Origin of the sequence: Xanthomonas sp. WHRI 10204 (assembly GCF_040202875.1) — a bacterium.
Lineage (GTDB): Bacteria > Pseudomonadota > Gammaproteobacteria > Xanthomonadales > Xanthomonadaceae > Xanthomonas.
In genome coordinates this window covers 1568255-1588969 of record NZ_JBEGDW010000001.1, presented here as the reverse complement: position 1 = coordinate 1588969, position 20715 = coordinate 1568255, and the positions used below count along the sequence as shown (strand labels likewise).

General features: G+C 66.1%; 15 protein-coding genes. 2 read left to right on the top strand and 13 right to left on the bottom strand.

The features are described from left to right. Positions 1 to 591: 591 nt before the first annotated feature. The 13 genes from ABQZ00_RS07005 to ABQZ00_RS06945 all read right to left on the bottom strand — a co-directional run bounded on the left by ABQZ00_RS07005 (position 592) and on the right by ABQZ00_RS06945 (position 18005). Entirely contained in the window at positions 592 to 888 is a 297-nt protein-coding gene (locus tag ABQZ00_RS07005; RefSeq protein ID WP_115554017.1) for a flagellar basal body rod protein FlgC, read from the bottom strand. A gap of 92 nt (positions 889 to 980) precedes the next feature. Next, on the bottom strand, positions 981 to 2618 hold the full coding sequence (locus ABQZ00_RS07000; protein WP_323537251.1) for a DUF5597 domain-containing protein: 1638 nt from the start codon (positions 2616 to 2618) through the stop codon (positions 981 to 983). Beyond that, positions 2618 to 4966, bottom strand: coding sequence for a S9 family peptidase (locus ABQZ00_RS06995; protein WP_323537252.1), 2349 nt, complete (start codon positions 4964 to 4966; stop codon positions 2618 to 2620). The genes ABQZ00_RS07000 and ABQZ00_RS06995 overlap by 1 nt, the downstream gene beginning before the upstream one ends. Beyond that, a complete protein-coding gene (locus ABQZ00_RS06990) occupies positions 4956 to 6542 on the bottom strand; it encodes an APC family permease (protein ID WP_115554020.1) in 1587 nt (528 codons plus the stop codon). Before ABQZ00_RS06990 ends, ABQZ00_RS06995 begins: the two co-directional genes overlap by 11 nt. A 64-nt stretch (positions 6543 to 6606) precedes the next feature. Then, a complete protein-coding gene (locus ABQZ00_RS06985; RefSeq protein ID WP_323537253.1) occupies positions 6607 to 8472 on the bottom strand; it encodes a DUF885 domain-containing protein in 1866 nt (621 codons plus the stop codon). Next, complete coding sequence (locus ABQZ00_RS06980) at positions 8469 to 10286, bottom strand: DUF885 domain-containing protein (RefSeq protein WP_323523464.1); 1818 nt, start codon at positions 10284 to 10286, stop codon at positions 8469 to 8471. Before ABQZ00_RS06980 ends, ABQZ00_RS06985 begins: the two co-directional genes overlap by 4 nt. 115 nt (positions 10287 to 10401) lie before the next feature. Continuing rightward, entirely contained in the window at positions 10402 to 11601 is a 1200-nt protein-coding gene (locus ABQZ00_RS06975) for a M24 family metallopeptidase (protein ID WP_323537254.1), read from the bottom strand. Then, the gene (locus ABQZ00_RS06970; protein ID WP_323537255.1) at positions 11598 to 13193 is read right to left on the bottom strand and encodes an aldehyde dehydrogenase family protein; all 1596 of its coding nucleotides are present in this window, start codon (positions 13191 to 13193) and stop codon (positions 11598 to 11600) included. Before ABQZ00_RS06970 ends, ABQZ00_RS06975 begins: the two co-directional genes overlap by 4 nt. 191 nt (positions 13194 to 13384) lie before the next feature. Continuing rightward, on the bottom strand, positions 13385 to 14293 hold the full coding sequence (locus tag ABQZ00_RS06965; RefSeq protein ID WP_055851614.1) for a dihydrodipicolinate synthase family protein: 909 nt from the start codon (positions 14291 to 14293) through the stop codon (positions 13385 to 13387). Then, positions 14290 to 15603, bottom strand: a complete 1314-nt coding sequence (locus tag ABQZ00_RS06960; RefSeq protein ID WP_115528026.1) for an NAD(P)/FAD-dependent oxidoreductase — start codon at positions 15601 to 15603, stop codon at positions 14290 to 14292. Before ABQZ00_RS06960 ends, ABQZ00_RS06965 begins: the two co-directional genes overlap by 4 nt. After that, positions 15596 to 15841 (bottom strand): 2Fe-2S iron-sulfur cluster-binding protein, encoded by a 246-nt coding sequence (locus ABQZ00_RS06955; RefSeq protein WP_055851609.1) that lies wholly within the window; start codon positions 15839 to 15841, stop codon positions 15596 to 15598. Before ABQZ00_RS06955 ends, ABQZ00_RS06960 begins: the two co-directional genes overlap by 8 nt. After that, positions 15838 to 17067, bottom strand: a complete 1230-nt coding sequence (locus ABQZ00_RS06950; RefSeq protein ID WP_323537256.1) for an NAD(P)/FAD-dependent oxidoreductase — start codon at positions 17065 to 17067, stop codon at positions 15838 to 15840. Before ABQZ00_RS06950 ends, ABQZ00_RS06955 begins: the two co-directional genes overlap by 4 nt. After that, positions 17067 to 18005, bottom strand: coding sequence for a proline racemase family protein (locus ABQZ00_RS06945; protein WP_115562328.1), 939 nt, complete (start codon positions 18003 to 18005; stop codon positions 17067 to 17069). The genes ABQZ00_RS06950 and ABQZ00_RS06945 overlap by 1 nt, the downstream gene beginning before the upstream one ends. A 160-nt stretch (positions 18006 to 18165) precedes the next feature. Here ABQZ00_RS06945 and ABQZ00_RS06940 point away from each other — a divergent pair, with 160 nt between their 5' ends. Both ABQZ00_RS06940 and ftsY read left to right on the top strand, forming a co-directional pair. After that, entirely contained in the window at positions 18166 to 18882 is a 717-nt protein-coding gene (locus ABQZ00_RS06940) for an AraC family transcriptional regulator (protein ID WP_082473564.1), read from the top strand. A gap of 185 nt (positions 18883 to 19067) precedes the next feature. Beyond that, positions 19068 to 20714, top strand: a complete 1647-nt coding sequence (ftsY, locus tag ABQZ00_RS06935; RefSeq protein ID WP_323537257.1) for a signal recognition particle-docking protein FtsY — start codon at positions 19068 to 19070, stop codon at positions 20712 to 20714. Position 20715 lies beyond the last annotated feature (1 nt).

Sequence of the window (20715 nt, the reverse complement as noted above, 5' to 3'; positions counted from 1 at the left end):
ACACCGCACCAGAGAGTGAATCGGTTGCTTTCTTGCAAGCAGAGTTAACAGGTTGCGTTCTTACAAACGTGGCCGTTGATCTGCTTGCGTTGGAAGGATGACCAAACGCACCGTTATCCGAACGCGGACGTCATGCCTTGCTTGCACCATGTACACCGACCCTCTTGATTGGTCCTTGCCCGCTCACCGTCGCGGGACCTTACGCGGCATGGATGCCGCGTAAGCGCCTACAGGGACGTACTTGCGGCGTGTCCCGTGATGGTGGGCGGGCAAGGGCCCTGCAGCAAATTGGCCGTTGATCTGCTTGCGTTGGAAGGATGACAAAACGCGCCGTTATCCGAACGCGGACGTCATGCCTTGCTTGCACCATGTACACCGACACTCTTGATTGGCCCTTGCCCGCCCACCGTCGCGGGACCTTACGCGGCATGGATGCCGCGTAAGAGCTTACAAGGACGTACTTGCAGCGTGTCCCGCGATGGTGGGTGGGTAAGGGCCCTGCAGCGGAGTGGCAGACAAGTGTCGCCAAGCACGGCATCAAACGGACAGCCGTGCATTAGATCGACAACGGCCGTCGTCCACTCCGAGCTCTCAGCTCAATACGTCCAATAAGCTACCCAACATCTCGTCGGAGCGACGTAGCGCAGCGGCATTGGCTTGGAAGTCGTTGCGTGCCGATAGCCCGTCGACCAGATCAGTGACCGGAGCCGACGGATCGGACGACGCATCCACCACGCTGGCCGCGACTCCACCACCGGCCTGCGTGCTGGCCGCAACCGACTGACGCGGGCTGCCCTCCACCGGCTGGCGGGCCACATTGCTGGCGGCTACCTGCTGACGCAGCGCGGCGACCTGCATTCCGGAACTGGCGATGCTGCTGATGCTCATGGTGGCTCCGGTGTGGCGGTGAGTGGATGCAAACAAGGCCCAACGCGTCGCAGACAGCATGCGAAGGGCAGCAACGACACGATCAGCAAGGCTCAGTAAGACCCGACGCGCACCCGCAGCACGACCGGTTCCTGGCTGGTTGGACCACCGCGGCCGAAGTTAAGCCCGTAGTCGGTCTGGTCGCCGTTGAGCTGCTTTTCCACCTGCCAGCGCCCGTCGACATACCGCCCCTGCTCCACCCGCAACAGTTGTCCATGACGGTTATCGGCCGCTTCGCGGAAAAATTCAATGCGCGCGGCCATGCCGGTGACCAAGAACTCTTCCGGCCCCAGCTGCGCCACCAGCAGCCGCCCGCCGTGATCGTCGTTGCCTGGCAGGATCGCCGGCGCGTCGCCCCACAATGGCGCGCCGAACGACACCTTGGCCTGCCAATCGCCAAAGCGCAGGGTGCGTTGCGGCATGCCGGGCTGCTCGGCAATGCCTTGCAGCCGTCCGTCGAAGGCGGCCTGCGCCAGCACGCGCTGCAGCGGCGCCAACAACTTGAAATTGGCCGCATGCGCAGCGACGGCAGCGCGATTGGCGTCGCTATCCGGGTTGCCGTCCATGCCGAACACCGAAAACCCGATCCCGCCCTGCCCCAGCACATGAAAAAGGTACGGCGCCGTCGCCGCTTCAAAGCCCGTCTCCGACACCCAAGCCGGATTATCCGGCCGCGCGTACTGGCCGATGACCTTGGTGTATTCGTTGTAATCGCTGGTGTAGATGTCGGTACCGATGAAGTCGATCGACGGCGTGGCCGCGCGCCACAGTGCGAACACATTCACCGTTGCGCCGCCGGACGGGTAATCCATGCCCGGGTAGCGCTTGCCCTTGTAGCGCAGCCAGGTGTTGACGTAGAGCGGCAGCGGATACGCACGCTTGCCGGCCGCGGCCACCTGTTCGATGTACGCGGCGGTGGCATGCGCATTGAAGGCTTCCGCTGCATCGGCACCAAACAGTTGTTGCCAGCTGCCTCGCGGCTTGCCCAACGCCTGTGCGATTGCTGCAGGCACCGGCTGCGCAAACGCCGCCTCGCCGGCCGGGCCGTGGTCGCGCACCGTGCCGATGGCACCGGGTTCGTTTTCCACCTGTACCAGAATCACCGTGTGGCGGTCGCCATCGACCTTGCGCAGATGCTGCATCAACGCAGTGAACGCACGCGCATCGGCCTGCACGTTGGCAGCCACATGCGGCGACAGCACATCCACCGGCTCGCCATTGGCATCGCGCATGCGCGGATACGTGGTCTCGTCGCGCTTGATCCACTCCGGCACGTAATGCATCTGGCCGTTCTTCCAGCTGCCGAACCACAGCAGTGCCACGCGCAGGCCGCGCTTGCGTGCGCCGGCGATCAATGCATCCACATTGGTGGTGTCGAAACGGCCCGGCGCCGGCTCGAACTGTTCCCAATACACCGGCGCTTCCACGGTGTTGGCATGCAGCGCGACCACGTCGTCCAGTGCCTGCGGCAACACCGCCGGCCACGCGCTGGAATTGTGCAATTGCGCAGCCAACATCGTATACGGCGCACCATCGACAAAGACCGCATGACGGCCGTTCTGGCTGACAAAACGTGGCATTTCTTCAGCGCACGCTGCCGGTGTCATCGCACCTGCCAGCAACGACAGCACACACAGGCAGACAACCGCGCGGCCACGCCGGCGCATGGCGGATAGACGGGCAAACAGCATCAGCGAGCCTCCGGGGTGGATGAATTCCAGTGCGGCGTGGGCTGCCCGAGCAGGTGGCGCACGAAGAAGTCGTACTGGCGACGTTGCACATAGTCGATCGGCCCGCTGGAGCGGCCCACCGAATGCTCGCCGCCCGGCACGTTGAGCAGGTCGAAGTCCTTGCCGGCCTTGATCAAGGCATCCACCACCTGTGCGGTGGAGGCAGGATCTACATTGCTGTCCTGCTCGCCTACGATCAGCAGCAGGTCGCCCTGCAACTTGGCCGCATTGGCCACGCCCGAGGCAGCGGTGTAGCTGGCATCCACCGGCCACCCCATCCACTGCTCGTTCCAGCTGATCTTGTCCATGCGGTTGTCGTAGCAACCGGCAAACGCCACGCCCACCTTGTAGAAATCCGGATGGCGTTCGAGCGCACCCAAGGTGCTCTGCCCACCGGCAGAAGCGCCGTAAATACCGACGCGACTGATGTCGTAAGAAGGATCATTGGCCGCCAGTGCACGATGCCAGGCGATGCGATCGGGGAACCCGGAATCGCCCAGATTCTTCCACGCCACATCATGAAATGCCTTGGAGCGGTTGGCGGTGCCCATGCCGTCGATCATCACCACGATGAAGCCAAGATCCGCCTGCGCCTGCATGCCGATCTGCTTGTCGCCGCCGGAGTGATAGCCGAACGGCCAGAACGTCTTGGGTACGAAGGAGTCATGCGGGCCGGCGTAGATGTTTTCGATCACCGGGTATTTTTTGTGCGGGTCGTAATCGCGCGGCCGCACCACCATGCCCCAGATGTCGGTACGACCGTCGCGGCCCTTGGCGACGAAAGTTTCCGGCGCACGCCAGCCTGAGGCAAGCAACCGATCGATGTTGCCGTGTTCCACTTGCTGCAACAGCCGGCCATCGATGGCATGCAGCTCCATCACTGGCGGCAGATCCGGGCGCGAGTAGACATCGACGTAATGCCGGCCATCGTCTGCAATCGCCACCTCGTGATCGGCATCGGCGGTGGTCAGTCGCGTCAGGTTGCGCCCATCGAAATCCACGCTGTAGAGCTGACGGTCATACGGGTCCTTGCCGGCATCCATACCGCTGGCGGTGAACCAGATGCGGCGCTGCGCATCGTCGACCTTCAGTACATCGCGCACCACCCAGGGTCCCTGGGTGACCTGCTCGATGATGGTGCTGTTGTGGCCGTCGTACAGATACAGATGTCGCCAACCGTCGCGCTCGGAGATCCACAGAATCTGGTCGCCATGCGCATCCACCTCATGGCGAAAGCTGCGGTCGGCATAGACGAACGTGCGCGCATCCTCGCCCACTGCCACATGCGTCTGCCCTGTGGCGGCATCGATCGCAATCACGCGCATACGCTGAAACCCGCGTTGCACGTACTCAAAGCTCACACTGCGCCCATCCGCCCGCCACTGCAGCGGCGACAACGAGTACGGTGTGGGGAACAACGCGTTGTCCACCACGCGCCGTGTGCCATCCACCGCCAGCAGCACCGGCCGTTCCACATCCACCGCATCGCCCGGCTTGGGATACAGCTGGGTGTGCACCACCGGCTCAAGACGTCCGGCCGGCGCGGCTTCCACACGAGTGACCCGGCGCGCAGTACCCGGCCGCACCCGATACACCGCCAGCTGCTGCGAATCGGGCGACCAGGCAATGCTTTCCGGATCGAAGTAATCCTCGGCGCGGCCATCGTCGGTACGCTGCACGAGGTGACCATCGGCCACCCGACGCACGACCAGATTCCAGCCATCGGCCAGCGCCTCCCACTGCCCATCGGGCGAGCGGCGCGGCGTGGTATCGGCCGCTACGTCCGGGTCGCGCACCACGCCAAAGCCGCGTGGCCGCTGCTGCAACTGCGGCTGCCGGCTGGGGGCGTCGGGCGCGCACTGATACGTGGTCAAGGTGCAGCGCCACGCAGCGTCCTCAATGGCGAACACGATCGCGCCGTCTGCACGCGTGCCTTCCTGCGAGTACACAAACTGCTCGAACGGCAGCGCCAACGCCGTATAGGCGACGCCAGTGGCAGCTTGCAGCGCCTGCGCCACGCGCGCCTGGTCGAAGGCCGGCTGCTTGTGCACCGTGGCAACGTCCACGCGGATAAAAGCGAACCCGCCAGGCACGGTCTTACGGTAATAGAACGTGCCGTCGTCCTGCCACTGCGCTGGCCAGGCAACGTTCTCGGTCAACGTGCTCCAGCGCGCGCGCAAGCCGAGCGAGCGTTGGTAATCGGCCACACTGGGCGCCGCCTGCGCAGTGGCCGCAAGCAACAGCATGCAGGCGGCGATGACGCGCGCCGCCTGCGTTCTCCATGCATGACGCCAGGCGTCATTCGCCATCGTCTTCTTCCAATGCCAGTTCGTCGCTGCGCAGGCCGCTGCGTGCGCCCCAGTGATAGATGAAGAACGCAATCACCGCCACGCTCAGCGTATCGAACGGATGCGCGATCCAGCCGTGGCCGCCAAACGTGCCGGCCCACGACACCGCCATCACCAGCACGAAAAACACGATCAACCACAGCGACGCACGCACCTGACGCAGCAAGCGCGCCCTGCCCTCGCGCGATGGCAACCGGTACAGCACGTACAGGACAAAGGCGAGCACTTGCAGGCCAAGCAGCCACGACAAAGTGGGCCAGGTGGACCAGTACACGATCAACGCCGCCACCATGAACGACACCGGCCCCAACACCGTCAAACCGCGCACGTAGAACGGCCGCGGCAAGTCCGGCGCACTGCGCCGCAATGCGGCCACCGTCACCGGCGCCACCGCATAGCTCAGCACCAAGGCCGCCGACACCACGCCGATCAGTGTCTCCCATGACGGGAACGGCAGCGTCCAGAAGATCGACAGGCCCAGGCTTAACCACAACGCCGGACGCGGAATCCCCGACGCCGGGTCTACTCGCGTCAGCACCGGCAGAAATCCACCGCTGCGTGCCCAGCCATACACCACGCGCGGCGTGGCATTCATGTAGATATTGCCGGTGCCGCTGGGCGAGACCATCGCATCGCAAATCACCAGCGCCGCCAGCCATGCCATGCCCAAGGCCAGCGCGATGTCGTGATACGGCAACGAAAATGCCTTGTCGATGCCGCTCCAGCCCTGCGCCAGTTGTGCCGCCGGAATACTGCCCAGAAAGGCGAGTTGCAGCAGCACATAGATCACCGTGGACAGCGCCACCGACAGGATCAAGGCAATGGGAATATTGCGCTGCGGGTCGCGCACTTCGCTGGCCACCGACACGATGGGGGTGAGCCCCAGATACGCAAAGATGATGCCGCCGGCGGAGATCGCCGCCTCCACCCCGGCCATGCCCGACGGGGCGAATCCATGCACGCTCAGGTTGTCTGCGTTGAAGTGCTTCATCAGCAGCACGATCACCAGGATCGGCACCAGAAACTTGAAGATGCTGACGATATTGTTGGCCAGCGCAAAGGTCTTGACGCTGAAGTAGTTGAGCACGAAGAACAGCAGCAGCAAAGCCAGCTGCACCAACCAGCCCCACACGCTGGGATGGCTGCTGCCTGGCTGACTCAGCCAAGGAAACCACGCTGCCGCATATTGCCGCGCGGCCTCCACCTCGATCGCAATCAGGCTGGAAAAGGCGATCAAGGTGATGAAGCCGGTCAACGAGCCCAGCAAGGCACCGTGCGAATACTCCGGGTAACGCACCACCCCGCCCGCACGCGGCAGTGCGGCGCCGAGTTCGCAATACACCAGCCCCAGCAGCAACACCGCAATACCGCCGAGTATCCATGACAGGATGCCGGCCGGCCCGGCGATCGAAGACACATGGCTTGCGGAAAACAACCACCCCGAGCCGAAGATGGAACCCAGGCCGATAAAGGTCAGGTCGGTCAGGCTCAGTCGCTTGTGGAACTTGCCTTGCGTGGTCGCACCGTGTGTTGTCATACGTCGCCCCAAAGAGTGGAAAGCGCAGTTACTGCGGCAATGCCGCACGCGTGGTGGTCATGCATCAATCGTCGGCTGCCGCCGACGCATCGCTTGCCGAGGCCTCGGCTGCGCTGTCGTCCGGATACGGCGACACGCCACCGTCGGCAATGAAACGCGCGACGCGCGCTTCCAGTACCGGCAGCGGCACCGAGCCGGTCTGTAGCACCGCATCGTGGAAATGGCGCAGGTCGAATTTTTCGCCCAGTGCGGTTTCGGCCTTGCGGCGCAGCTCCAGGATCTTCAGCTCGCCCAGGTAATACGACAGCGCCTGCCCGGGCCATGCAATGTAGCGATCCACCTCGGTGGTGACTTCGTGCTCGCTCAGCGCGGTGTTGTCGCGCAGGTAGGCTTGCGCCTGTTGCCGCGTCCAGCCCTTGTGGTGGATCCCGGTGTCGATCACCAGACGGCAAGCGCGCCACATTTGATAGGTGAGGTAGCCGAAGCGGTCATAGGGCGTGTCGTACATGCCCATTTCCTGGCCCAGATACTCCGAATACAGTGCCCAGCCTTCGCCATACGCCGAGATATAGCTATAGCGGCGAAACGCCGGCAGCCCCTGCGCTTCTGCGGCCAGCGGCATCTGCAAGGCATGGCCGGGCGAGGACTCGTGCAGCGTCAGTGCGGTCAGGTTGTACAACGGCCGCGATGGCAGGTTGTAGGTGTTGACCAGATAAATGCCGGGACCACCGCGGCCACCGGTGTAGAAAGGCGCCAACTCCGGTGGTACCGGTTCTATCGCGAAGCGGCGGCGCGGCAGCCGGCCGACGTAATCGCCCACCTTGGCATCCACCCGCTTGGCGATCCATGCCGCCTGCTTGAGCAGTTCTTCCGGCGTCTTGGCATAAAACTGCGGGTCGGTGCGCAGAAAGTGCAGAAACGCCGGGAACACCGCCTGCCCGGCCGGTGGCTTGAAGCCGCTCTCGGCAATGGTGGCATCCATCTGCTTGCGGAGCTTGGCGACTTCCTGCAAACCGATCTGATGGATCTGGTCCGGGCTTAGCTCCAGCGTGGTGAACTCGCGAATCTGCGCGCGGTAGTAGGCCTGGCCATCCGGCAAGGCTTCCCCGGCCAGCGTCGTGCGCGCACGCGGCTGGTACTCGGTGCGGATGAAATCCAGCAACGCTGCATACGCCGGCACCACCTGTGCGTTGATGGTTGCCACTGCCTGCGCACGCAGTTGCGCCTGCACGTCTGCCGACAGCGTGGCCGGCATCGTTTTGAACGGTGCGTAGAACGGATTGGCCTCGCTCCTGGCCTGCACCACATCGGCGATGGATTGGTCGCGCCCGGTCAAGGTGACCTTCGGTTGGCTGAAGCCCCGCGCAAGGCCCGCGCGCATATTGTCGGTGTGCTCGGCGAAATAGCGCGGGATATCGGCCAGCATTTTCAGATAACGCTGATAGTCATCGCGCGTGCGTAGCGTGGCCTGCGCGCTGAAGCCCAGGTCGCTCCAGAACGCCGAGTCGCTGTTGAACGGCATTTCCCAGGCGCGAAACCGTTGCTGGTCCAGCAGCACCTGCAGCTGCTGCCGATACACCTGGTAGCTCACCTGATCTTCAGCCGACAACTGCGCCGCCGGAATCGCATCCAGTTCCTTCACTGCCTGTTGCCAGTACGCAGTGCGCAGGGTTTGCGTGGCCGCATCGACCTTGGGCAGATGGTCGGACTGCTTGTCTTGCGTGGCCTGGTTGTCTTCATCCACCGCGCCGGACAGCTGCGCCTGGCGCCAGCGCCATTCGCGCGTGTACAGCGCTTTGAAGCGCGCTGCTGCGCTGTCTTGCGTGGTTGATGCGGGTGCTGCGGCCTGCGCCTGCAATGCGGTGCCACCCACACTGGCTGCAATCAAGATACTCAATGCGCTGGCGCGCCACACGGTGCTGGTCGTCATCGGCGTGCCTCCGGCGCTGCCTTGGCCTGCGCAATCCACTGCCGCACGCGTTGCTGCAACATCGCCAACGGCATTGCGCCACCACCGAGCACCGCATCGTGGAAGGCGCGCACATCGAAGCGGTCGCCGAGTGTTTTCTCCGCTTCGGCACGCAGCGCCAGGATCTGCAGCTGCCCGAGTTTGTAGCCCAGCGCCTGCCCCGGCCACACGATGTAGCGGTCGGTTTCGGACTGGATGCTGGGCTCGTCGTCGGACGGATGGGCGTGGAAAAAATCCACCATCTGCTGGCGATTCCAACGCTTGTAATGCACTCCGGTATCCAGCACCAGGCGATTGGCGCGCAGCAACTCGCCGGACAGGCGTCCGTAGTCGTTGTACGGGTCCTTAAAGAAACCGATCTCCTTGCCCAGGCGCTCGGCATACAGCGCCCAGCCTTCGATATAGGCGTTGTAGCCGGCCTGCTGGCGGAACGGCGGCAATGGCAGCGTCTGCGCAAGCGAAATCTGCAGGTGATGGCCGGGCACGCCTTCGTGATAGGCGGTGGTTTCGATGTTGATCAACGTGCGGCTGGCGAAGTCGCTGGTGTTGACCTTCACGATGGCCGGCTTGGTGCCTTCCGGATTGCTTTGCCAATATTCGGCGCCCGGCGCGGCGCGGCGGAAGGCTGGCATCGCCTGCACCTCCAGCGCGGTCTTGGGCAGGTGTCCGAACAACTTGGGCAGCTCGGGCTCCATCGCGGCGATGTACTGGCGGTACTGCTGCAGGATCTGCTCGCCGGAGGTGGCGAAGTGCCGCTTGTCGGTCTCCACCGCCTTGCGGAAGCTGGCCAGATCGGCAAATCCCTGCGCCTTGGCGATCACCGCCATGTCGCCTTCGATGCGCGCCACTTCCTTCAAGCCGATCTGATGGATCTCCTCCGGCGCCATGTCGGTGGTGGTCTGGGTATGGATGGCGTAGCGATAACGGCGCTCGCCATCGGGCAGCGACCAGATGCCTTCGGAGCTGCGGCCCTGTGCGGCGTATTCGTCGCGCACGAATGCCGCCAGCTTGCCGTAGGCCGGACGCACCTGTTGATCGATCGCCGCAAGCAGTTGCGTGCGTAGTGCAGCGCGTTGATCTGCCGGCACGGCGGCATCGAGCTTTTTCAGCGGCGAGGCGAACGGGCTCTGCTCGCCGGTCAGTGCCGCAATCTTGTCGATCTGCTCGGGCAGGCGCTCCAGCAGGTATTTCGGCTGCACCAGGCCCTCTTTGGCGCCCTGCCGCGATACCGCGATGACCTGATCGATCACCGTCGGGATCGCCTGCAGCCGGGTGATGTAATCCTGGTAATCCTTGGCGTTTTCGAACGAAAACGCATCGCCATAGCCGGCCAGCGCCAGCTGGATGCCGCCGATCGGCTCCAGCGGCATCGCATAGGTCTTCAGGTCGATGCCTTCGAGCTTGTCGCGCAACTGGCCGAGCATCATCTGCAGGCTGAGCTGACGTTGCTCATCCAGCGCCTTGGCATCCACCGCTTCGAATTGCGTGAGCAGCGCGGCGGTGGCGCTGCGGTCGGCCTGTACGGCCTCCAGCGAGTAGTCGCTCCAACGGTCGTTATAGCGCTTGTCGCCGATGATGCTGGCGAACTCGGGGCTGTGCTGCAGCTGGTATTGCCACTGCGTGTCCAGCAGCGCATCGAAGGCCTTGGCTGCCTGTTCGCCAGGTACGGCTGCCGCAGTGGCGGCCGGACGATCCGGGGTGGACGGCGCCGGTTTGCAGGCGGTAAACAACGCGGCTGCAAGCAGGCCGATGGCGACAGGACGCAGGTGCTTCATGCAGTGACTCCAGAATGCAGGGACGGCGGTAGGAGCGCACCCGGGCGCGACTGGCTCTCTCGGGAATGCCCGTCGCGCACGGGTGCGCTCCTACGGTTCGTTTGCCTGTGCGGGCTCAGGCAAACGGTTGATCGATGGCGATCGAGGGCGACGTAAACCACTGCGCGCCGGCATCGGTGACGTAGAAATGGTCTTCCAGCCGCACGCCGAATTGGCCAGGCACCACAATCATCGGTTCGTTGCTGGCGCACATGCCCGGCTGCAGCGGCAGCGCATTGCCGCGCACCAGATACGGCGCCTCGTGAATGGCCAGACCGCAGCCATGGCCGGTGCGATGCGGCAACCCCGGCAGCCGGTAATCCGGGCCAAGCCCGGCCGCTTCCAACACGGTGCGCGCGGTCTGGTCCACCACCTCGCAGGCCACGCCCGGGCGGATCGCCGCAAATGCCGCCGCCTGCGCGGCCTGCTCCAGATCCCAGATGCGCCGTTGCGCATCGCTGGGCGTGCCGTAACTCCAGGTGCGGGTGATATCGGAGTGGTAGCCCTGCACGGTGCAACCGGTATCGATCAGCGCCAGTTCGCCTTCGCGCAAGTGCTGCACGCCCGGAATGCCGTGCGGAAACGCCGTGGCATGCCCGAACTGCACGATGCAGAAGGTCGAGCCGTTGTCCGCGCCCAGCGCGCGATGCGCCTCGTCGATGAAGCGCACCAGCTGATCGGTACCAATGCCTTCGTGCGCGATGCCCGCGGCCAGCCGCTGCACCAGCAGCGTCATGTCGCAGGCCTGCTGCATCAGCGCCAGCTCGGCGGGCGACTTGCACATACGGCAGCCGTCGATGATGGCGCCGGCATCGCGGATGGCCGTGCCCAGATGCGCACGCAAGCCGGTGTGCACGGCGAAGGCGATGCCCGGGTCCAACGCCAGCGCGTGCGCATGGCGGTCGTCCATCGCCTGCACCGCCAGCGCGTACGGGTCTTCGTGTTCTTCCCACAGATATTTGGCGACCGGAACCTGCAGCACCGCGTCCAGCGAGCCCTCCTCGAACGCCGGACAGAGCAGCACCGGGTCGCCGTCCAGGGTCAGCAACGCGGCGACCAGCCGTTCGCTGGCGCCCCACGGCACGCCGGTGAAATAGCGCAAGGACGTGCCTGCACCAATCAACAAGGCGTCCACACCATGTGCGCGCATCAGCCCGCGTGCGCGTTCGATGCGCTGCGCGTACTCGTCTGCGGCGATCGGCGCGGCGCGCTGCGCCCAGGGCGCCAGTTGTGCGCGCGCCTGTTCCAGCGACAGACCGCCGATCTGCGTACTCATGTGCCCGCTCCCAAGTCGACGGTGCTCCACTGCCCATCGACCAGCCGCGCGACACCGCCCGGATTGTGCTGGCGCAGTTCCGGCGGCAGCAAGGCATCCGGGACGGCGTCGTAACTGTGCAAGGCGGCAAAGCGGCGAATCGCGCCCGGCATGCCCACCGCGGTGAAGCCCGGATGTCCTGTACTCGGGAACGGGCCACCGTGGTTTTGCGCGGCGCTGACCGCCACGCCGGTCGGCATCTTGCTATTGATCAACCGGCCAACCCGCGCACGCAGCACCGGTGCGATGGCCTGCCATGCCGCATCGTCGCTGCCATCGACAGCGCGATACAGCGTGCCGGTCAGGTTGCCTTCGAATGCGGCGGCCAGCTGCGCCATCTGCGCACTGTCCTGCGCACGCACTAGCAGACTCACCGGGCCGAATGCCTCGGTCTGCAGCGCATGCGAGTTGGCGAGGAACGCCGATGCCTCCACGCTCAGCAAGGTCGGCGCATAACGGTAGCCGTCCTCACCGGTGTGGCCGCCCGCCAGCACCGCGGCGCCGGCGGCGCGCAGGCTCGCCACCCCACGTTGCACGCCGTCCACACCTGCGGCCGAGAACAGCACCATCGGCATGGCCGCGTCGAAATGCGCCTTGGTGGCCGCAACGAACGCATCGCCCGCCGCGCCGTGCGGCACCACCACCACGCCGGGATTGGTACAGAACTGGCCGCTGCCCAAGGTGCACGAGGCAAAAAACTCTTGCGCCAGCGCATCGCCGCGCTCGGCAAGTGCGCCCGGCAACAGAAACACCGGATTGACGCTGGACAGCTCGGCATAGAACGGCACGCCGGCCGCATCGGCCGCGGCCTTCAACGCCAGCCCGCCCGCGCGGCTACCGGTAAACCCGATCGCGCCCAGGCGCCTATCGCCGGCCAACCGCACGCCGACGGTGTTGTCGAAGTGATAGAGCAACTGCACCGCCGCCGCCGGCAGACCCGCGCCCACCAGTGCCTGATGCGCGAGTTGCGCCATGCGCTGGCTGGTGGCCGGATGCAGCGGGTGCGCCTTGGCGATCACCGGGTTGCGCGCAGCAATGGCGGAGGCGAAATCGCTGCCGGCAATCGCGTTGAACGCGAACGGGAAATTGTTGGGGCCAAACACCAGCACCGGCTTGCCCAAGGGCGCCAGATGCGAGCGCAGATCGGCGGCGCTATCGATGATGGGGTTGGTCCAGCTGTAGCTGCGCACCGCGTTTGCGGCCTGGCGCAATTGGCCGCTGGTGCGCGGCAGCTCATTGCCACGTAAACGCGTGGGCGCCGGCAATGCGGTTTCTGCATGCGCGAGTGCGACCAGGGTGTCGGCGTCGGCATCCAGCGCGTCTGCGTATGCGTCAAGAAATGCGGCAATCCGCTCGGCCGGCGCGGCGGCCAGCTCGGCGGCGACCGCTTGCGCGGCGCTCAGCGCGGTTTCGATATCGTCGGCACTGCTGACCGGAAACAGCGGCCCGATCGCCTCGCCCGTGGCGGGGTTGGCGGCGCGGAAACTGCCCGTCGCCGCGTGACTGGGCTGCCATTGGCCGGCCAGCAGGATGGGTTGGATCGTCTCGTTCATTGCGGCACCTTCAATTGCATGGAATCGACCTGTGCGCAGCGTGCGGCAGCGGCCGACCAAGGGGCCGATGCGGATGCCGTATCAAACGCGACATCCGCATCGATCAGCACACGTCGCTGCGCACACGGCGACGTGATTGCGCAACACGCTGACAGATCGGCGTGTTGCGCAGCGTCACGGTGCCTGCGTCATCAGGACAGCTTAGGTGCGGTGGCAATCGCATGATCGATCACCTTCAGCGCCGCTTCGCGCTCGGCGCCGGCCACGACCAGCCGTGGCGCACGCACATGCTCGCTGCCCAGGCCAACCTTTGCCTGCACCAGTTTGATCAGCTGCACGAAGGTGGGCACGGTATCCAGGCGCAGCAGCGGCAGGAACCAGTTGTACAACTCCTTGGCAGCCGGATAACCGCCATCGCGCGCCAGTTCGAACAGGCGCACCGATTCCTTCGGATAGGCGTTGACCAAACCGGCGATCCAGCCCTTGGCGCCCATGCTCAGGCCTTCGACGATGGCATCGTCCATGCCCACCAGCAGCGCCAGGCGATCGCCCAGCAATTCCTGCAGCGCGGCGAAGCGGCGCACGTCGCCGGAAGATTCCTTCACTGCCTGCAGGTTGGGGAATTCGGCGGCCAGTTCGGCGATCTGCGCCGGGCCGAAATCGGTCTTGTAGGCCACCGGGTTGTTGTACAGGATCACCGGCAGATCGGTCGCGCCGATCACCGCGCGCACATGCGCGCCCATCTCGCGCCAGTCGGTGGAATAGACGTACGGCGGCAGCACCATCAAACCACCACATCCGATCTCCTTGGCCGCCTTGGCCAGCGCCACCGCTTCGCCGGTCGCCAGGCTGGCGATGCCCGGCACCACCGGCACGCGGCCGTTCAAGGCAGTGACCAGGGTGCGCAGAACCGCCAGCTTGTCGTCCACGCTCAAGGTGGCCGCTTCGCCCAACGAGCCCAGCGGCACAATCGCAGTGCAGCCGGCATCCACCAGCTGGTTAGCGTGCTTGCCGAGGAAGTCGTGGTCGATCTCACCGGAGGCGGTGAACGGGGTGGTGATGGCCGGCAACACGCCGTGCCAGAACGCAGCAATGCTCATGGATGATTCCCTTGCGAGTCGGAAGTGAACGAGTCGGCCAGCGCCGCGAGGCGGACCGGGAACAACGGCGGCCGGCGGCCGGCGTCGGTGGAAAGATCGGGCGGGCAACGGCCCAGTTCGGCCAGTGCGCTGCCGCAGATGCGGCCCTGGCAGGCGCCCATGCCGCAGCGCGAGGCCAGCTTGGCGTCGCGTGCATCGTCGAAGTCGTCCAGCGCGCCCAGTGGCACGTCTTCGCAGCGGCAGACCAACGTGTCTGGTTGCGCCAGCGTGCGGATGCGCGGATGTAGTGCGAATTGCTGTTGCAACAGCTGCGCAAACGCGCGTGCGGCCCGCCGACGCGGCTGCAGCTGCAGTGCGTGATCGGGTGCGCCGGCAGCCATATGCCCGGCCATCGCACCTTCGACCAACGCGCAATCGCGCCCGCCGATGCCGCAGGCTTCGCCAGCCGCGAAGATCTGCACGACGCTGGTGCGCAGCAAGGCATCGACCTGGATCTGTCGATGCGCGCCACAGGGTTCCAGTTGGCAACCCAGCAGCTGCGCAAGCTCGGTATTGGGTACCAGGCCGTAGCCCACGGCGAGTTGGTCGCAAGCCACGCGGGTGCGGCCACGCGGGCCATCGAGTTCCACTTCGCGCAGCTGCGTATCGCCATACGCGGCCACCACCACGCTGCCGGCGCGATAGGCGACGCGATGCAATTGCAGCCGCAGCGCCACCGCCTGCGAGGCCTTGCCCGGCCAGCGCCATAACTGCGCGGCGAAGGTGCGCAACGCCGCAGCACTGGTCTGTTCGTGGATGCCGAGCACCTGCGCGCCATGGCGCTGCAAGGTGGCCGCACTGGCCAGCAGCAACGGCCCGCTGCCGGCCACCAGTACGCGCTTGCCGCGCACCGGCCAGCCTTGTTTGGCCAGCGCCTGCGCCGCGCCTGCGCCGGTGACGCCGGGCAAGGTCCAGCCCGGAAACGGCAATAGCAATTCGCGCGCGCCAGTGGCCAGTACCAGCGCGGCGTAATGCAGTTGCAGCGTGCCGTCCGGACCATCGGCCAACAACCAGCCCGGCTGGGCCAGCACGATCTGCGTGCGCGTCAGCAGGCTGATTGCGGCATTGCCCTGCACCTGCCGCAACAGCGCGCGTGCATCGGCCGGCGCACCGTGGTGCACGTCGCTGCGCCACACTTGCCCGCCCGCACGCGGCTGCATGTCCACCACGCCCACGCGTGCGCCATGGCCAGCGGCCGCCTGCGCGGCAGCCAATCCGGCCGGGCCGGCACCGATCACCAGCACATCGAAATGCAGCACGCGCTCAGCCATCGGTGCGCACCTGCATGCCTTCTTGCGCATCCACCAGGCATGCGCGTTGCTGCGCAATGCCGTCGATGCGCACGCGGCATTCGAAACACACGCCCATGCCGCATAACGGTGCCCGCGGCTGGCCACTGCTGGACTGGCGAAACTGCAGCGTGGCCTGCGCCACCGCTGCCGCCACGCTGGCGCCGGCCGGCACGTCCACCGGTTGCGCATCCACATATAGGCGAACCGTGGCGCTCATGCGGCGGCGCCCTGGACCGCGCGCGCCGGTGCGTACGGCGCCGGGTCGATGGCCGGCGTGCGCCCGAGCAGGCTGTCCACGATCACCCGTGCGCTCCCCAGCGCCGTGGTGACCCCCAGCCCTTCATGCCCCGCTGCCACCCACACATCGGCCCGGCCGGGCACCGCCCCAAGATACGGGCGCCCGTCCGGGGTGGCCGGACGCAGGCCGGTCCATACCCGGATCGCCTGCAGCTCGCGCAACACCGGCAGATACGCAAATGCCCGCTGCAACATCCGTTGCAGCACCGGCATCGACAGCGCGCGGTCGTTTTCGCCGAACTGCCGCGACGAGCCGATCAGAATCTGCCCGGTCGGCCGCGGCTGCACATTGAAGGCCACGCTGATGTCGTCGGCGCCATGCGCCGAATCGGCATAACCCAACTCCAGCAGTTGATGCTGGATCAAGCCAGGATGCCGGTCGGTGATGACCAGATGGCCCTTGCGCGGACGCAGCGCCAGCTCGGGCAGCAACTGCGGCAGGGCGACACCACTGGCGACCAGCACCGGCCCGGACAGCAGCTGGCCATCGTCCAGACGCACGCCCTGCGTTTGCAATTGGGTTACCTGACGGCCGGCAAACAGCTGCGCACCGGCCTTGCAGGCCAGGCTCACCAGATGCCGCGCCACCCGCGGCGGATACACCACCGCTTCATTGGGCACCCGCATGCCACCGGCCAGCCCGGGCACCAGCTGCGGTTCCAGGGCATACAACTGTTGCGCATCGATGGCCTCTGCGTGCAGATCGGCAGCCGCCAGCCGCGCAATCTTGGCTGGCACCGCCGCCAGTTCGCGCGCATCGCGTGCCACCCACAGCGTGCCGCAGCGACTGAACTCGGCCTCGCTCAATTGCGCGAAGCGCTCCCACAAGCGCAGCGAATACGCCGATAACGCCAGCTCGGCCGGGTCGTCGTCCATCGCCACCAGGTGCCCCATCGCCGCCGCAGTCGAACCACCGCCAATCGGCCCCGGCTCGACGATCGCCACACGCAAGCCCTCGCCTGCCGCAGCTTCCGCACAGGCGGCACCGACGATGCCGGCGCCGATCACGATCAGGTCGTAGCTACGCCGCGTGGAGGCGGCAGCGGAGTTGGACTCCGCATTGGCATCGCCATGCAGCAACGCCGTAGCCGAACCGCTCGACGGCGCAGCCAACGCAGCATTCGGCGCGGGCGGCGGCACCTGCATCAGGCCACGATGCCCCAGGCGAACGGATCGGCCGGATCGATGATCAACTGCGACCGCGCGGTGATGAACGCCTGCCCGCTGATGCGCGGCGCAATGCCGCGCCCGCTCAGGCGATAACTGCCCTCGAACGCGCTGCCCAAAATGCCTTGCTGCACCCAGCGCTCGCCTTCGCCCAGCTTGCCGTCTGCGGCCAGGCAGGCCAGCTTGGCGCTGGTGCCGGTACCGCAGGGCGAGCGGTCGTAGGCCAGCCCGGGGCACAGCACGAAGTTGCGCGCCACGCCGCTGCCGTCGGGAGCGGCGCCATTGACTTCGATATGGTCGATGTCACCACCCGCCTCACCCGTAATCCCGGCCGCTTCCAGCGCCAGCCGGATCGCTTCGGTGTAGGTGGTGAGCTCGCGCTGGTGCGCCAGATCGAGCGCGCACGGCGCCTGCTCGGTGATGAAAAACCAGTTGCCGCCCCAGGCCACATCGCCACGCACCCGGCCATGGCCCGGCACGTCCACTTCCACACCGGCGGCGGCGCGATAACTCTCGACGTTGTCCACCGACACCGTGCCGTCTTCGGCCAGTTCCACGCCCACGGTGCCCACCGGCGTTTCGATGCGGTGCTGGCCCGGCGCAATACGCCCCAGCTCGGCCAGCGTGCGTACCACCCCGATGGTGCCGTGGCCGCACATGCCCAGATAGCCGACGTTGTTGAAGAAGATCACCCCGGTACAGGCGGCAGGGTCGCGCGCCGGCAACAGCAGCGCGCCCACCATGGTGTCCGAACCGCGCGGCTCGCAGGCGATCGCGCTGCGCCAGTGGTCGAAATCCTGGCGGAAGCGCTCGCGGCACTGCGCCAGGTCGCCATCGCCCAGATCGGGGAAGCCGGCCAGGACCACGCGGGTGGGTTCGCCGGCGGTATGGGAGTCGATGACGTCGATGGTGTGCATGGCTCATGCTCCCATTGCCGGCCCTTCGACGACTAGCGTTCAATGCGAAGTGAAAATGCGGAAATCTGCACAATCGCCAACCTGATTCACAGCCACGCGTTTACGCTAGGATCAAGCCTGGGTTGCACCACCGTGCAGCCGTCAAATCGTGACCGCTATCATGACCCTGATGGACCTCAACCTTCCCGCGCTGGAAATGCAGACGCTGTTCGATGCACTGCCGGACGTGGTGTTCTTCATCAAGGACAGCGAGGGCCGCTACACCCATTGCAACCTCACCCTGGTGCGCCGGCTCGGGCGCAAGCTGCGCAGCGAGATCATCGGCCGTTCGCCGCTGGAAGTGTTTCCGTTGCCGCTGGGCGGCAGTTACATGATGCAGGACCGTCGCGTGCTGCTGGGCGAACTCATCGACAACCAGCTCGAAGTGCATCTGTATCCCAACCGCTTGCCCGGCTGGTGCCTGACCTTCAAACGCCCGCTGTGCGAAGCAAACGAAGTGATTGGCGTGGTGGGGATTTCGCGCGATCTGGGCCAGCCCGATAGCCGGCATTCGGCCTACGAGCGCCTGAGCCAGGTGATGGAACACATGCAGGCCAACTTCGGCGACAACCTGCGCGTGCAGGCGCTGGCCGATCTGGCCGGGCTCTCGGTGGCGCAGCTGGAGCGGCACTTCCGTCGCGTGTTCCAGGTCACCCCGCAGCAACTGCTGACCAAGCTGCGCATCGAATCGGCCATGCGCCTGCTGTACGGCGACGACAGCATCGCCAGCATCGGCCAACGCTGCGGATTTGCCGACCAGAGCGCATTCGCCCGCCAGTTCAAGGCCACCGTCGGCATGACCCCGCGCGATTACCGCGCGCTCAAGGGCCAGCTGTAAGAGCGCCGGTTGCGCGCTGCAATCGGGTGCTGACATACAGCTGGCACAAATGCAGAATTCGGCAGGATTGAGCGCCCCGCCGCAGCGCATTTTGACCCGCTTGAAACAGGGCGGCGCTGAAGGGCGCGTCAAGGTGAGCCGGGACCCGGATGATAGAATTCCGGGTTTCCCCTACTGCGTTGCCAATGGCCAGCTTTTTCCGCCGCAACAAGCCCACCACGCCCGACAGCTCGCGGACCTCGCGCTATAGCCTGGAAGAACTGGCAGCCGCATTCCCCACCGCGCCATCGGCCGCCACGCCCGCATCGCCGGTCGAGGCCATGCCGCCTGCGCAGTCCGGCACAGTGCCTGCCGCCGCGCCGGCGGTCGCGCCTGCACCGATAGCCGAAACCACCGCGCCAGCAACACCGGCTGAGGCGCTTGCACGCGATATCGCCGCCCGCACCGGCCAGGCGCAGAGCATTGCCGCTGTGCCGAGCGCGCCCGCCGCGCCCACGCATCCTGTGCCGTCCGCCCTGCAGGCGTTGCCGGACCCGGCACCGACCACCGCGCCCGCCGCGCCGACCCCGGTGGTGGTGCCTGTCGTTGTGCAGCCGCAGTCTGCACCAACGCCGCCTGTCGCTGCCCCGGCGCAACCTGCAACGCTGTCGCCGAGTTCCACACCCTCGGTCTCAGCACCGGTTGTTGCGGCTCCTGTTGTTGCGGCACCCGCTGCCGCCCCGCCGGTCGCGGCGCCGCCCGTGGTGGTGCCGCCTGCCGCAACACCCACCGCGTCCACGCCGCCTGCCGCAGCTCCTGCTGCAAGCGCCACACCGCTGGTGACCGCACCGGCCATCGTCAGCAGCCCGGCGCCAGCGACGCAGGACACCGACAGCATCGTCGGCCAGCACGACGCGCTGCCTGCCGCACCGGCTGGCAAGCCGGGTTGGCGCGAGCGGCTGCGCAACAGCACCTTCGCACGCAGCTTCGGCGGCCTGTTTTCGCGCAACCCCAAGCTCGATGACGATCTGCTCGACGAGATCGAAACCGCGCTGATCACCGCCGATGTCGGCATCGGCGCCACCACCGCCTTGATCGAAGGCCTGCGCAAGCGCATGAAGTCGCGCGAATTCGCCGATGCCCAGGCCATGTTCAAGGCCCTGCGCGCCGACCTCATCGCGTTGCTGCAGCCGGTGTCCAAACCGCTGGTGATCGACCGTTCGGTCAAACCGTTCGTGGTGCTCACCGTCGGCGTCAATGGCGTTGGCAAGACCACCACCATCGGCAAGCTCGCCAAGCGCTTCAAGGACGAAGGCAACAGTCTGATGCTCGCCGCCGGCGACACCTTCCGCGCCGCTGCCGTGGCGCAGTTGCAGGCCTGGGGCGATCGCAATGGCGTTGCAGTGATCGCGCAGGGGCAAAACGCCGATGCCGCCTCGGTGGCGTTTGACGCCCTGCAGGCCGCCAAGGCACGCGGCACCGATGTCTTGATCGCCGACACCGCCGGACGCCTGCACACCCAGACCGGCCTGATGAACGAGCTGGGCAAGATCCGCCGCGTCCTCGGCAAGATCGACGCCGCTGCGCCGCACGAAGTGCTGATGGTGATCGACGGCACCACCGGCCAGAACGCCATCTCACAGCTGCGTCAGTTCCATGCGGCAGTCGGCGTCACCGGCCTGGTCGTGACCAAGCTCGATGGCACCGCCAAGGGTGGCGTGGTGTTCGCGCTGGCCCGCGAGTTCAATATTCCGATCCGTTTTGCCGGCATCGGCGAACGCCCGGAAGATCTGCGCGTGTTCGACCCGGTCGCCTTCGTCGACGCCTTACTGCCGGAAGCGCTGGGCAGCTGAG